Source organism: Cecembia calidifontis, assembly GCF_004216715.1.
Lineage (GTDB): Bacteria > Bacteroidota > Bacteroidia > Cytophagales > Cyclobacteriaceae > Cecembia_A > Cecembia_A calidifontis.
Map to the genome: position 1 here is coordinate 4,517,801 of NZ_SGXG01000001.1, position 14,700 is coordinate 4,532,500.

Consider the following 14,700-nt stretch of genomic DNA (forward strand, 5'->3'; position numbering starts at 1 on the left):
ACAAAAATCAAAGATGGGCAGCCCTTTTGGAGCTTACCCATCTTTTTCATATTGTTGTTTCGACCAAGAACCAACAACGTGACACAATTTAAGCATAAATTTTTGTCTGGGCATCCTATTATCGCTCAACTCCTCTCTCTTATTCCCAAAGAGCTATTGAATCAGGTCGTTGAGGAAGAAAACTCGGATAGGTACTACAAGAAACTCAAAACAAGTGATCACTTCATCTGCATGTTTTATGCGGTGTTGACCAGAAACAGCAGTCTTAGAGAGGTCTGCAAAAACATCGGCCTGATCATAACCAAGCTTATTCCTTTTGGAATGAAGCAGCTACCTGCCAGGAGTACCCTTTCTGATGCAAACCGTAAACGCAGTTATCGTGTTTTTGAACAACTATACAAAGGGCTGTATTCATACTATAGGGCATCTTTGGTAGGAAATTGGCTCGATATCGGTGGAGAGGTCGACCTCAGCCGTGTTGAGGTTTTTGATTCCTCAACGGTCACGCTGTTCAAGGAAATCCTCAGAGGGGCCGGACGCAATCCCCTGAACGGAAAGAAAAAAGGTGGTGCCAAGATATTTGCCAAAATGAATCTGGCAGAAGGCGTTCCCAACTTCATATGTATCCGTTCTGCGGCCACAAATGAAAATATGTTTTTAAAAGTGATGGATCTGCCTGAGCACGGGATAGCTGTTTTCGACAAAGGATATAACCGCTATTCCTGCTTTGAAAAGTGGGACAGTTCAAACAGATATTTTGTGACCAGAAAAAAAGACAATGCAAGATATGAAGTGGTCAGTGAGTTTGACTGTACGCATGCCTTGGACATCATCAAGGACCAGATTATCTCACTGAGCTACAGGGAGAAGGGAGTTTCTCGGACAGTTGAAGCCAGACTGGTGGTTTATGCTGACCCTGAAAGCGGTGAAACGCTGGAGTTTATCACCAATCTTAAGGGATTGGATGCCCTAACCATAGCTCTTCTCTATAAGAACAGGTGGGTTATCGAAGTGCTTTTCAAGCAGATCAAGCAGAATTTTGAACTCAGATATTTTTTGTCGGACAGCGAGAACGGGATCAAAATCCAGATTTGGGTGGCATTGATACTCAACCTCCTGTTTACAGTTCTACATAAGCGGATAAAAGAGGCTGAAGACTTCTCGACCATGGTCATGGTAGCCGCAAAAAATCTTTGCTCCTACGTCAGTCTTGAAAAGTTCCTACTTTTTCCTGAAGCTTACTTTAAAAGTATATTTCAAAAAGACATCCAAAATGTACAAACCCAATTATTCCTTTCCGGATAGGGGGTGCTTTTTGACTTTCAACAAAAAACACCTCTAAAACTTCATTAGAGGACTTTATTTTAAATTTCTTATTTTAGTCGGACGACAGTAAATTTTAATCCCTTAAATCCGCAGGGCGGATTTAAAAAAAGCCGAAAAAGTGGCTGAATTTATTCAATTCAGGCTTTTCCGGCTCGTTTTTTTTCACTTATTTAGATGATACCACTCAAACTAGATAAGCGGTATGAAAATTACGAATTCGACAGAAAAAATCACACCTTTCGGAGGTTTTAATTTTGTTTTTAACTCTTTCAAAAATTCTGGTCTCCCAGAACTCATTGATAATCAATTGGGGGTTAGAGCCTTAAGGGGAGGGTTTTCATACAGTGACATTTTCGCCAATCATATGGCTATTTTCTTTAATGGTGGCGACTGTACTGAAGATATCAATGTTCACTTGAGAGACGCACTTGAACAGGTCCCTTCATTTTCAGTATGCAGTGCCGATACAATTCTGAGAGGTATCAAAGAGCTTGCTGTTGATACAGAACTCTTTATAAATCCGTCCAGTGGAGTAAGCCATGAATTTAATATCAATGGAAAACTCAACAGCTTGTTGTTAAAATCAGCTTGTAAGACCGGATTACTCAAGTCAGGTGTTGCTTACGACCTCGATTATGACAACACCGTCATTCCAACTGAAAAGTACGATTCAAAAAAGACATATAAACACGTCTATGGATATCAGCCAGGTGTAGCTTCCATAGCACATCCTGAATTTTCACAGGCCATTCCTGTGTACGTAGAGGGCAGAAATGGCAACAGTCAGGCCAAATATTTGCAGGCTGATACACTTACACGCATGTTTGGGCAGCTTACCAATGAAAATATCCGTATCGGAAGGTTCAGAGCCGATTCAGCATCCTATCAGGAAGAAGTTCTCCGCACACTGGAAGCACATACCGAAAGCTTTTATATACGGGCAAACAGATGTGCCAAACTGGATAATATCCTTGGAAGTATAGCCCCTGAGAAGTGGCAGAAAATACGTTTGGGTGTACAGGAAATGGAAGTTACTGACCTATCCGACTACAAACCTTTCGGTAAAGACAGGTCTTACAGGCTGGTCATTACCAGAATCAGGCGTAAAGACGGGCAGGCAGATGTGTTTAGTGGAGATGCATTTACTTACAGGGCTATTCTGACCAATGAACATACATCGTCCAATGAAGCTGTTGTAAGGTTTTATAACGCCCGGGGTGCAAGCGAACGCTTGTTTGATGTACTCAACAATGACTTTGGCTGGTCTAAGTTGCCCTGTTCGTTCCTTGCAGAGAATACCTCCTTTATGCTTATGACGGCTATGTATGCCAATTTTTACACCTATATCATTGGAGAGTATTCCAGAAAAGTTGATTGGCTTAAGCCTACCGACAGGCTCAAGAAGTTTATCTTCAGATTTATCACTGTTTCAGCCAAGTGGATAAGAACGGGAAGAAGAGAAGTGCTCAAACTGTTCACGAGTAAGGATTACAAGCCGATTTTGAACTAAATTCAGATAAAAACCCCTCAGGAGCTCAAAAAATAAAGATTTACAGGGAAGAGGTATGCCTTTTCCATTAAAATTGAGGAAAAAAACCGTCCATTTTATCCTCAAACCTAAAATCCATTGTCTCAAAACTATGAACACTCTTCAATCAAAGGGAAGAAATTCCCGAACTAGACCAAAAATGAACACAAACAAGCAGATTCAAATCTCCAAACTAAAATCCTGCGGATTTTAGGTAATCATTGAATATTATAAGATTTCCTATCACCAACCAAGCACTTGCTTTTCCAAGAACTTGCACAATAGGCTCCAGATGGAGTTGACCCTCCTCCATAAACATCAACCCACTTCCCAGTTTTTGGTGCAGCAATAACCTGATTAGTGGTTGAAAAATAACTGAGGGACAAACATGATAACGCTAATCCCATCAAAAATAAATTAATCTTTTTCATAAATTATTTGGTTTTAGTGAAACATATCCAAAAATAAAAAAATCAAAAAAAAAAAAAATATGCATATTTATTTTTGATAATTTAATGAGTATATAACAATACATTTTTCGCGAAATCATACAAAGTCAACTGTCTTATTTCATAATATGCCGTCCAGAAATCCCGTAAAGACTGTATGTAGGCCCTTCTGTTTCTGTCCTTTTCTTCTTGGGCGATGTTCAGATCAGTAATCGAAACATTTCCGCTTTGGTACCTACGCAATGAAATTTCATATCTTTTATCTGCTACTTCATCGGAAAGCTTGGTGATTTCCAATCTTTCACGCAACATCGAAAAGTTCTTCACTTTGGTAAAAACTTCCTGCTCGAAATTGATGACTTCCTGCTCTACCGTATATTCTACCAGGCGCTTATTGGCCTCAGCCACTCCCATCCGGGCCCTATTCCTGCCCCAATCCAAAATGGGCACAAAAAAACCCATATTGACCAATGTCTGTCTATTGGGATCCGAATAAATGTCCCGCCACTGTAGGGCGGCATTGTTCAATCCGTAACTCGCATTGAACATCACATTGAAGCGCTGACCTCTGGCCTGTGCCACACCGGATTCAGCTTCCAGCTTGCGCCTGTCAAAACCCAATGCTTCTGCCCTATTCTGAAAAGCATAATCAATGGCTTCTTCTACATCTATTTCAAATTCGGGGAGTTCTTTGGGAGGAATTAAAGTCAGCTCAGCAGTCTCATTGATCCCTACATAGGATTTCAACCGCAAAGCATTTGCTTCCAGGTCCAATCTCGCCTGGGCCAAATCCTGTCTTGCCTGCAAAACCTGTAATTCTACCTGAAGCAATTTATCCTCGTATGTTGTACCCAAATTGTAGCGCCCTTTTTCAATTTTCAGGATTTCCTGGGTGTTGTTCAGATTTTTGGAGGCAATTTCAAAATTTACCTGGGCAATCAGAAAATCAAAAAACAACTGGGTCACTGTTTGGGAAATCTGTTCCATTTCTTCGACATACTCCCTCTTGCTTTCCTCATAAAGCAGAGGTTCGATTTTCTTGTCCCACTTTAGGGGATTGAATGCGAAAAGGGGTTGACTGAACCGCACATTGATAGGAACACCGCTCCACTGCGTCTGGGGAAAGCCTGCCGGCGCCAAGAAATTATCAAATCGGTTGGTAGAGGAATTGATAGAAATATTTCCTCCTGTGGCTCCGATCATCTGTTCCATCCCTAACTCCAGATCCATCAGGTTTTGCCTCACTTCCCTAAAACCAATACTACCATCTGGCTGGACAACATTATTAACAGACTGGGAAAATCCCGGCAAGGTCCCTCCCAACCGCAATTGGGGATTGTAATTGGACCTGAAATACCGATAGCTCCAATACCTGTTCTCTTTTTTGGTTTCTGCCCTCAAAGCCGCCGGGGACCGGGACTTGGCCCTTTCCACAATTTCTTCTAAGGTAAACTGGACTTTTTCCTGGCCATAGGAATACGTCGTTAGAAAAAACAGCCCAAGCAGTAAACCAATAGGATGAAAGGATATTCTCATAAACCATTGAATTTTGTTAAAAAGCTCGCTTACAATATCGGACTTTTCCTGATATACCGAAAGAATTAGGCTGAAATATTTTAGATTTTTCTGTTAAAAAGCCTGTAGAACAGCTTTTAAACACCTTGCTTTTTACGGCTTTTGAATTAGGATTACTAAATTGCGCTGCCTTCTCAAGAAGAATTTCTGACTTTCATTTAGGAAATACCATTCATGAAATCCATTATCAGTTTTGTCATCCGTTATATTCCAAGAAAATACCTCCAACTGGTTTCACACTTTTTCCTTAGGGTACTGGCTATTTTTTACCAAGGCAACACGGTGACCTGTAATGTGTGTGACCATTCCTTTAGAAAATTTCTCCCATATGGAAGAAAAGCCAGGGAAAACGCCCTTTGTCCTAATTGCCTCGCTTTGGAAAGGCATCGGTTAATGTGGCTGTTTTTGCAAAAAGAAACCGGTTTTTTCTCCCAACCATTAAGGGTATTGCACATTGCTCCTGAACTTTGCTTTATTGACCGGATGAAGGCTTTACCCAATCTGGATTACATCACAGGAGACATAGAATCCCCTTTGGCTACCGTCAAAATGGATGTACACCAAATCCCTTTTGAAGCAAACAGCTTTGATGTGGTCTTTTGCAACCATGTGCTCGAACATGTGGATGATGACATTCAGGCTTGCAGAGAAATCAACCGGGTGCTTAAACCGGGTGGTTGGGGAATCATCCAATCTCCAGTCTATGATTTAGAAAAAACCTTGGAAGATAAGAGCATCACTAACCCTGCTGAGCGGGAAAGGCTATTTGGCCAAAGAGATCATGTCCGGAAATATGGGAAGGATTATGCGGCAAGATTGAGCCAATCCGGTCTAAGGGTAGAGGAAAACAATTTTGTAAAAACCTTGGACAAAGACTTGGTTCAAAAGCATGCCCTACCGGAAAATGAGGTCATTTTTTTCTGCTCGAAAGGATCATGTTAAGACTTGCCTGACATCTTTTTCCTTAAAAGTGCTGTAATTAACCCCAGGCCATAAGCACTCAGTTGCCCGAAAGAAGTGCAAACTGACAAAGCACCCACAGCAACAGATTTTTCTTTAACACTGGCATCCAAAAAGACCAAGAGAAGCCAGATTCCATAAAGACCCGCTCCCCAGGTGAAAGGACTTTTCCCTGTTAAAAAAGACAAAAGAGTCAAAACCCAGCCAACCAGAAATAAAGAGGGCATTACATGGACCAATTTGATGGCCTCTGGGTGGAACTTGCTGACATGAACCCGGTTTTGTCCAAAAGAAAAACTTTGGACAAGAAAACTTTCCCAGGTATTCCTTCTTTTGTGGTACACATAAGCTTCTTCCACCAATTCCAATTTGAAGCCCAGCTTCTTAAGCCGGATGGACAATTCAATATCTTCTGCCCTATTGGGATCAATAAATCCTTTGGTGGCCTCAAAGGCTTTTTTTGAAAGCCCCATATTGTACCCTCTTGCCTGGTACTTGGAAGGATCTTTCATTTTTCCTCTGATTCCCCCAGTAGTCAAAAAAGACGTCATACTGTAATTGATCGCCTTTTGAAAGGATGAAAAATCCTTGTCTGCTGCATCCGGGCCTCCATGTGCATCCAGGTTTCTTTCGACTATAGCTTTTTTTAGGACTTCAAGGTATCGGGACGGGATGATACAATCCGAATCAAAAAGCACAAAATAATCCCCATTTGCCCTTTCCATTCCAAAATTCCTTGCAAATCCCTGACCAACATTTGAAATGGAAAAATATTGGATATTCAAGTCGTTTGAAAAAATTGTGATCGCCTCTTCACAAGGAAAAACAGACCCATCTTCAACTATGATTACCTCAAAATCTTTATAAGTCTGTTGGACAAGACTTGCCAATAGTTCTTTGATCTCTTGAGGACGGTTATATACAGGTATGATGATAGAGAAGAACATCAGTTATTGAAATTCAGCTCTTCTTCAACATTATAATCTGCTTTCTTGATATTGTTGGAAGCCATGATTTCAGCTAAAAACCCTGTTAAAAACAACTGAGCTCCCACAATCAGTGCTACCAAAGCCAAAAAGAATAGCGGTTGATCGGTAATATTCCTAACCACCAAACCTTTGGAAATCCCCCTTATTTTTTCGAAAATCAACCAAAAAGTAATGATGAAACCGGTCAGAAAGGAGATGGTCCCCAAGGTTCCAAAAAAATGCATGGGTTTGCGCTTATAGCGGTTAACAAAGGAAACAGAAATCAAATCCAGGAAACCATTGATAAAGCGTTCCCATCCAAACTTGGTCACCCCATATTTCCTGGCCCTATGTTCCACCACTTTCTCCCCGATTTGTGTAAAGCCGTTCCATTTGGCTATCAAAGGAATATAGCGGTGCATTTCCCCATAAATATGGATGTTTTTGACCACTTTATTCTTGTATGCTTTCAGGCCACAATTGAAATCATGTAATTTGATCCCTGATATTACCCGGGTCACCCAGTTAAAAAATTTGGACGGAATGGTTTTGCTAATGGGATCATGCCTTTTCTTCTTCCAGCCGGAAACCACATCATACCCCTCCTCCGTAATCATCCGGTATAAATCCGGTATTTCATCTGGACTGTCCTGTAGGTCTGCGTCCATCGTAATGACCACCTCTCCTACTGCCTTGCTGAAGCCCATATCCAATGCTGCCGACTTCCCATAGTTTCTGGTGAAACTGATTGCCTTGACAAAAGGATTGATGGAAGCAAGCTTCTGGATCACTGACCAGGAATTATCCCTGCTTCCGTCATTGACAAAAATGATTTCATAGGAAAAGCCGTGTTCATCCATCACACGGCTTATCCAGTTATGCAATTCAGGCAGGGAATCCTGCTCGTCAAATACCGGTATTACAAGGGAAACTTGAACCATTTATTCCTAATACTCCAATGATTTATCCTTCTTCTTCACAATTCCAGCGACAATCAAAGATAGAATACTATAAAAGATAATTGAGATTAAATTTGCCTTAAAAATCCCAAATACTGTATACCCTTCTATAATCCCATCCCTCATTTCATCAATTTGCTCATCACTTAAGGCATCTGCTGCCCCAAATCTTTCCATGATGGCAAGCGTATTTTCAATTGACTGTTCGGCAAGCCTCGCGGGGAGCGCAGGATCAATAACTACAAATAACAATATAGAAGTGACAAAGCCTATTAAAATCATCACAACAAAGGCAACTATTGAGAATTTATAGGCCTCACCAAATGAAATAAACCCACCGATACTCTTCCTATACCTAATTCCCAATATCACCGCCAATACAGTAAAAACTGCAAGTAATCCAAAACCATATGCTCCAGAGGCAAGGGTATTGGGATTGATAAAATAAATAAGAAATGTAAAAATTGCACTTACAATTCCAAGAATCAAGCCGGCATTTACCCCAGCTTTTACGGCACTTTCTTTTTCTTCCATGGGTTGAATAGTTTAAATTTTTCTTAAAATTATTGAAATTATGATAGTAAAAAAGAGTCCAAATGCAATTTTGAAGACAAAATCAGTTATAGCTACATCAAAAATGCTAAGTCCCAACATCTCCTGATAGGTTTTATCATACGATGCCTGACCCAAGGTATTGATGATGTCTTCTTTTTTATCCTTCAACACCTGCATCATATTGTTTTTGATATTTTCAAAAAGCCCTGGGCTGAATAGCAGCCCCATATAAATCCCAAAAAAGGTAATCAATGCATTGATAAAATAAATCAAAAAGCCAATGGTCATGCCCTCTGCAAAGCTCAGCATATTTTTATTCAGCTTAAACCGATAAAAATATATACCGCCTCCGACAAAAAAAGGAGTAATAGCAAAGCTAAAAACCTTGCTGATTAAAGTCGGATCGGGTGTAAAAAGGCTAGCTGCATAAAAAGTAAATATGGAAAAACCCGCTGCAAGGAAACCTATTTTATAGAAATAATTAAAATGTTGTTTCATGAATTAATCTTGACAAACCTATCCGAATTGATTACAAATTTCACTTTTCCTTTGAGAATTCCACCAAACCAAGGATGATTGGCTGAATGGGACAGATTCGTTTTTTTATCATACATCCATGTTTGAGAAGGATCAAAAACCGTCATTTGGTGGATTTTTTCTGTTTTCTCACCAAGTATTCCCAATGGACCATCGGTGATTTTTGAAATCAAAAGCGGCCAACCCAATTCTTCGGAGAGTTGGACCATTGCCGGCAAAAAGGTCTGAAGTCCTATCATCCCCCATTGTGCCAAATCAAACTCCATATGTTTGGCATCAAAATCCTGAGGCTGATGGTTGGATACTATGGCATCTATGGTTCCGTCTTTTAAACCGGCTATCAAGGCATCCCGATCTTCTTTTCCACGGAAAGGGGGCATCACTTTGAAATTTGTATCAAAACTCTGAAGATCCTCATCACTGAAAATCAATTGGTATATTGAAACATCTGCAGTTATCTGAAGACCTGCTTTTTTGGCTTTCCTGATGCTTTCTACCGCTCCTTTGGTACTAATAGTCTGGAAGTGAATTCTTCCTCCTGCATATTTTAGAATTTCGATATTCTTCTGAACCGCCACATCTTCGGCAAGATTGGGAATTCCTTTCATTCCTATCCTTGTGGAGACCACCCCTTCATGCATTTGTCCAAACAAGGAAAGCAAGGGTTCATAACTTTGGTCAAACAAAGTACCATTGAATTTTTGAAGGTATTGCAACACCTTCATCAACCTGTCCGGATTGGACAAGGGGTTCAAGCCATCTCCAAAAATATTCACTCCTTCTTGATGGATATCCAGGATATCCGTGAAATCTTCTCCATTACAGTCCTTGGTAGCAGCTGCATTGATGATCAGGTCCGAAACCCAGTTTTTGGTCTTTGAACGTAAAAACTGTATATCATTCTTATCCTGAATGGCGGGATGGGTATTAGGCATTAAGACTGCTTTTGTAAATCCGCTGGATTTTAAAAGCTCTCCCAAACTCTCCAAAGATTCCTTATGCTCTTCTCCTGGCTCTCCTCCAACACATCTCAAATCTACCCAACCTTTGGAAGCAAACAAGCCTGAACAATCTATGACTTCATCGATTTCTTCTGAATAATTGTCACTTTTTAGTAATACTTCGGAACCCGTATAAATATAATCCTGGGGTGAATGGACTTTATTTCCATCGATGAAACTTAAAGATTGAAGCAGCTTGGCCATGTTCAGAATCGTTTGTGCAAAACTGCAATAATATTCTAAAAAAAGGAAACGATGACCTGAACTTTTGGAAAGCAGGGATCACCTGGGATTATAGTCAATTTAGAGCAGGATTTGGAACAGAAAACAAGAAAGTGTTTTTGTTCCACAACTTGTCCCGAATTTCGGGAACAGTGACAAAAGCAAACAAAATAAGTCCACCCTGACCTGTCCTTCCGACATCACCCTTCCTGTCCTTCCCTGAAATAGGTTGACCGTTTTTAACCGAGAAAAAAGATGTTAAAAACAGGAAAAAGGATTAATTCTCAGCGTAGATTTTCAGAGGAATTTAAACGTAAGTTGGTTGATGATTTTGAGAAAGGAATCATGACAGTTCAGCAAATGGAGCGACATTATGGAATTGTGAACTCAGTTATTTATCATTGGATTTATAAGTATTCGACCTATAATGAAAAAAATATCAGGATAATTGAGATGAAAGACAGTCAAACCAATAGGCTCAAAGAACTCGAAGAAAAGGTCAAAGATCTCGAGCGTACCGTTGGCCAAAAACAGATCATGATTGATTATTTGGAAAAAATGATTGATTTGGCCAAAGAAACTTACTCAATCGATATTAAAAAAAACTCCAAAACCCCACACTCTGGTGGTTCCAATCCAACAAAAGTATGATAAACCATTCGCTCAATGAACTTTATCGGACTGTTGGAGTAACCAAGCAGGCCGTTCAACAAGCCAAAAAAAGGCAGCAAGCATTCGATCTTGAAATTGCCCAACTGGTAATCCTGGCCGATGAGCTCAGGGAAGACCATCCAGGATGTGGGGTCGAAAAAATGTATTATACATTGAAACCCGAATTCATGGGAAGGGATCAATTCTGTGAAATTTTCATGGAAATGGGATATGGTATCAAAAAAATAAAAAACTACCAGAAAACCACTTACGCAGGCCTTTATTCTTATCCAAACCTTATCGAAGGTATGGCCATAAACAGACCTTTTCAGGTCATCCAAACCGATATCACTTACTTTTACCTCAATGGTGAATTCTATTATTTGGTCTTCATTATTGATGTTTATACCAGGATCATCGTGGGATATTCGGTCAACGACAACTTGCGCACAGAAGGTAATATCAAAGCTATGAAAATGGCCCTCAGTACTTTGAGATACCAGCCTTGGGGCCTGATCCACCACTCAGATAAAGGTTCCCAGTACAGTAGTAAAGAATACACCTCCTTGCTCAACAAAAACAATATCCATATCAGTATGGGAAATATCGCATGGGAAAACCCCTACGCAGAACGAATCAATGGAATCATAAAAAATGAATACCTCAAAAGGTGGATAATCAAAGATTTCAGCGACCTGAAAAGAAAAGTGGCGAAAGCTGTAGCCAACTACAACAGCATAAGACTACACAGGGGATTTAAAATGAAATACACCCCCATGGGATTTTATAAAAATATACTAAATTTAAAAGCCCAAGAAAGACCGACGGTGATTGTTTATACCGAAGGAAGAAAAAACTTCTTAGGGGCATCGAGCCCCTTCGAAGTTTGCCCAAGAGAAGAACCTCTGGCTCATGATTGCCCGATGGAAATATTTAATGAATGTTGAACCAAACGGTCAACGCTATTCAGGGAAGAACATCCGACCTCCCCCATTTTCCCTGTCTCTTGTTTCTTGAGTCTTGAGTCTAATCTCTCGCCTCTCGCCTCTAATCTCTCGCTTCTCGACTCTATCTTCTCCCCTAAACGCCAAAAGCCTCCCAGTTTCCTGAAAGGCTTTTAAATAATGTGGCGGCGATCCCGATTCCCGGGACAGGCCCTACTCTCCCGGGTGTAACCCCTTCCGTTTTGGATAGAAAACACAAAAGCCAGCATTGCTGCTGGCTTTTAATAATGTGGCGGCGACCTACTCTCCCGGGTGTAACCCCAGTACCATCGGCGCTGCAGGGCTTAACTTCTCTGTTCGGGATGGGAAGAGGTGGGACCCCTGCGCTGGGCCGCCTATGCTTTTAGATATAAGACCGAAGACACAAGACATAAGACTTAGCTCTGTCTGGCTTCCGGTCCATATATTCAATATCTTAAGTTCTGTTGACGTGCACCGAGTCCCAAGTCTTGTATCTTGTGTCTTGTGTCTCACGTCTAAAATGATCATGTCTCGCGGAAAATGCAACAGGCAGACTTCAGTAAGCTTTCGGGCTATTAGTACTGCTCGGCTTTGTCATTACTGACTTTACACCTGCAGCCTATCAACGTCATCGTCTCTGACGGCCCTGTTCGGAAGTCTCATCTCGGAGGGAGTTTCGCACTTAGATGCTTTCAGCGCTTATCTCTTCCCGACGTAGCTACCCGGCAGTGCAGTTGGCACCACAACCGGTACACCAGCGGTCAGTCCAACCCGGTCCTCTCGTACTAAGGTCAGGTCTCCTCAAACTTCCCACGCCCGCAACAGATAGGGACCGAACTGTCTCACGACGTTCTGAACCCAGCTCGCGTGCCACTTTAATGGGCGAACAGCCCAACCCTTGGGACCTTCTCCAGCCCCAGGATGTGACGAGCCGACATCGAGGTGCCAAACCTCCCCGTCGATATGAGCTCTTGGGGGAGATCAGCCTGTTATCCCCAGAGTACCTTTTATCCTTTGAGCGACGGCCTTTCCATTCAGTACCGCCGGATCACTATACCCGTGTTTCCACCCTGTTCGGCTTGTCGGCCTCACAGTCAAGCCCCCTTATGCTATTGCACTCCGCGCACGGTTACCAAGCGTGCTGAGGGAACCTTTGGAAGCCTCCGTTATCCTTTTGGAGGCGACCACCCCAGTCAAACTACCCACCAAGCAATGTCTCCCAATCACGTTGGGATTAGATACCAGGCAAACAAAGGGCGGTATTTCAACAGCGGCTCCACCGTGCCTGGCGACACAGTCTCACAGCCTCCCGCCTATCCTACACATCGTTTACCCGATACCAATGCTAAGCTGCAGTAAAGGTTCATGGGGTCTTTCCGTCCCGTTGCGGGTACACGGCATCTTCACCGTGACTACAATTTCACCGAGCTCATGGCTGAGACAGCGCCCAGATCGTTACACCATTCGTGCAGGTCGGAACTTACCCGACAAGGAATTTCGCTACCTTAGGACCGTTATAGTTACGGCCGCCGTTTACCGGGGCTTCAATTCAATGCTTCTCTTGCGATAACATCCCCTCTTAACCTTCCGGCACCGGGCAGGTGTCAGGCCTTATACATATTCTTTCGAATTCGCAAAGCCATGTGTTTTTGCTAAACAGTCGCCTGGGCCTTTTCACTGCGGCCCCCCTTGTGGGGGGCGCCCCTTCTCCCGAAGTTACAGGGCAATTTTGCCGAGTTCCTTAGCCATGACTCACTCGAGCACCTCAGGATCCTCTCCTTGACCACCTGTGTCGGTTTGCGGTACGGGCGCACATACGCTTATCGCCAGAAGTTTTTCTTGGAAGCCCTTAGGGACTCTGTCCGCTCCCCCGTAGGGTCGCGGTACTGTCAGGTTCGGCTAAAGCTGCGCATTTTACTACAGCTCCATTACCTACACCCTTTAACGCGGTATTCCGTCACCGCGCGGTCCTTTCATCACTCCGTCACTCCGTCACCTGTATGTGCGGTATGGGAATATTAACCCATTTGCCATCGGAATCCCCTAACGGGTTATCCTTAGGTCCCGACTGACCCTGATCCGATTAACGTTGATCAGGAAACCTTGGTCTATCGGTGTGGGGGTTTCACGCCCCCATTATCGTTACTTATGCCTACATTTGCTTTTCCAAACGCTCCAGCGCACATCGCCATGCGCATTCACCGCCGTTTGGAATGCTCCCCTACCACACAGACTGATGTCTGTATCCTACGCTTCGGTATTACACTTGATGCCCGTTTATTATCGACGCCCTGCCGCTCGACCAGTGAGCTGTTACGCACTCTTTAAAGGAATAGCTGCTTCCAAGCTAACCTCCTGGCTGTCTCTGCAGCTGGACCACCTTTGTTCAACTTAGTGTAAATTTCGGGACCTTAGCGGTAGGTCCGGGTTCTTTCCCTCTCGGACTCGGACCTTAGCACCCAAGCCCTCACTGCCGTTACAGTATCGACGCATTCGGAGTTCGTCAGGATTTGGTAGGATGTGACTCCCCCTAGTCCTATCGGTAGCTCTACCTCATCGATACTTTCCACGACGCTGTTCCTAAAAACATTTCGGGGAGTACGAGCTATTTCTCAGTTTGATTGGCCTTTCACCCCTACCCACAGCTCATCCGGAAGCTTTTCAACGCTTATCGGTTCGGCCCTCCAGTACGTGTTACCGCACCTTCAGCCTGGCCATGGGTAGATCACAAAGTTTCGCGTCTGCCGCCACTGACTCAACGCCCTGTTCAGACTCGCTTTCGCTCCGGCTGCGGACCTTAAGCCCTTAACCTCGCCAGTGACGCGCAACTCGTAGGCTCATTATGCAAAAGGCACGCCGTCATCCCGAAGTATCGGGACTCCGACCGCTTGTAAGCGCACGGTTTCAGGCTCTCTTTCACCCCGTTATTCACGGTACTTTTCACCTTTCCCTCACGGTACTTGTACACTATCGGTCTCCATGTAGTATTTAGCCTTACCGGATG

At 42.9% G+C, this 14,700-nt stretch carries 12 protein-coding genes and 2 rRNA genes (1 of these 14 running past the window's edge); 5 read left to right on the top strand and 9 right to left on the bottom strand.

The genetic code is table 11. The features are described from left to right. Nucleotides 1–78 precede the first annotated feature (78 nt). Nucleotides 79–1,305 (top strand): IS4 family transposase, encoded by a 1,227-nt coding sequence (locus BC751_RS19510; RefSeq protein ID WP_130273774.1) that lies wholly within the window; start codon nucleotides 79–81, stop codon nucleotides 1,303–1,305. Nucleotides 1,306–1,528: 223 nt separating this feature from the next. Beyond that, nucleotides 1,529–2,836: an IS1380 family transposase gene (locus tag BC751_RS19515; RefSeq protein ID WP_130273823.1), complete on the top strand. Its 1,308-nt coding sequence runs from the start codon at nucleotides 1,529–1,531 to the stop codon at nucleotides 2,834–2,836. Between the two features lie 236 nt (nucleotides 2,837–3,072). Here the strand turns inward: BC751_RS19515 and BC751_RS19520 are convergent, their stop codons facing one another. Next, nucleotides 3,073–3,285, bottom strand: coding sequence for a hypothetical protein (locus BC751_RS19520; protein ID WP_130277083.1), 213 nt, complete (start codon nucleotides 3,283–3,285; stop codon nucleotides 3,073–3,075). An 81-nt stretch (nucleotides 3,286–3,366) separates the two neighbouring features. After that, complete coding sequence (locus BC751_RS19525) at nucleotides 3,367–4,839, bottom strand: TolC family protein (protein ID WP_130277084.1); 1,473 nt, start codon at nucleotides 4,837–4,839, stop codon at nucleotides 3,367–3,369. Nucleotides 4,840–5,052: 213 nt separating this feature from the next. On the opposite strand from BC751_RS19525, the gene BC751_RS19530 reads away from it, so the two are divergent. Continuing rightward, nucleotides 5,053–5,820 carry a class I SAM-dependent methyltransferase gene (locus tag BC751_RS19530; RefSeq protein WP_130277085.1) on the top strand — a complete coding sequence of 256 codons (768 nt, stop codon included), beginning with the start codon at nucleotides 5,053–5,055 and terminating at the stop codon, nucleotides 5,818–5,820. Here the strand turns inward: BC751_RS19530 and BC751_RS19535 are convergent. The 5 genes from BC751_RS19535 to BC751_RS19555 are packed head-to-tail and all read right to left on the bottom strand — an operon-like array spanning nucleotide 5,817 to nucleotide 10,062. After that, the gene (locus BC751_RS19535) at nucleotides 5,817–6,785 is read right to left on the bottom strand and encodes a glycosyltransferase family 2 protein (protein WP_130277086.1); all 969 of its coding nucleotides are present in this window, start codon (nucleotides 6,783–6,785) and stop codon (nucleotides 5,817–5,819) included. The two genes, BC751_RS19530 and BC751_RS19535, sit on opposite strands and share 4 nt — an antisense overlap. Next, on the bottom strand, nucleotides 6,785–7,747 hold the full coding sequence (locus BC751_RS19540; RefSeq protein ID WP_130277087.1) for a glycosyltransferase family 2 protein: 963 nt from the start codon (nucleotides 7,745–7,747) through the stop codon (nucleotides 6,785–6,787). The genes BC751_RS19535 and BC751_RS19540 overlap by 1 nt, the downstream gene beginning before the upstream one ends. Before the next feature lie 6 nt (nucleotides 7,748–7,753). Next, nucleotides 7,754–8,299, bottom strand: a complete 546-nt coding sequence (locus BC751_RS19545) for a DUF4199 domain-containing protein (protein WP_130277088.1) — start codon at nucleotides 8,297–8,299, stop codon at nucleotides 7,754–7,756. Nucleotides 8,300–8,311: 12 nt separating this feature from the next. Then, nucleotides 8,312–8,818, bottom strand: coding sequence for a DUF4199 domain-containing protein (locus BC751_RS19550; RefSeq protein ID WP_130277089.1), 507 nt, complete (start codon nucleotides 8,816–8,818; stop codon nucleotides 8,312–8,314). Next, a complete protein-coding gene (locus BC751_RS19555) occupies nucleotides 8,815–10,062 on the bottom strand; it encodes a dihydroorotase (protein WP_130277090.1) in 1,248 nt (415 codons plus the stop codon). Before BC751_RS19555 ends, BC751_RS19550 begins: the two co-directional genes overlap by 4 nt. Nucleotides 10,063–10,335: 273 nt before the next feature. Between BC751_RS19555 and BC751_RS19560 the strand changes: the two genes are divergently transcribed. Then, complete coding sequence (locus BC751_RS19560) at nucleotides 10,336–10,731, top strand: transposase (protein ID WP_130273830.1); 396 nt, start codon at nucleotides 10,336–10,338, stop codon at nucleotides 10,729–10,731. After that, nucleotides 10,728–11,678 (top strand): IS3 family transposase, encoded by a 951-nt coding sequence (locus BC751_RS19565; protein ID WP_242617320.1) that lies wholly within the window; start codon nucleotides 10,728–10,730, stop codon nucleotides 11,676–11,678. Before BC751_RS19560 ends, BC751_RS19565 begins: the two co-directional genes overlap by 4 nt. Before the next feature lie 284 nt (nucleotides 11,679–11,962). Here the strand turns inward: BC751_RS19565 and rrf are convergent. Both rrf and BC751_RS19575 read right to left on the bottom strand, forming a co-directional pair. Beyond that, nucleotides 11,963–12,074, bottom strand: a 5S ribosomal RNA gene (rrf, locus tag BC751_RS19570). A 177-nt stretch (nucleotides 12,075–12,251) separates the two neighbouring features. Continuing rightward, nucleotides 12,252–14,700, bottom strand: a 23S ribosomal RNA gene (locus tag BC751_RS19575); it runs 430 nt beyond the window's last position.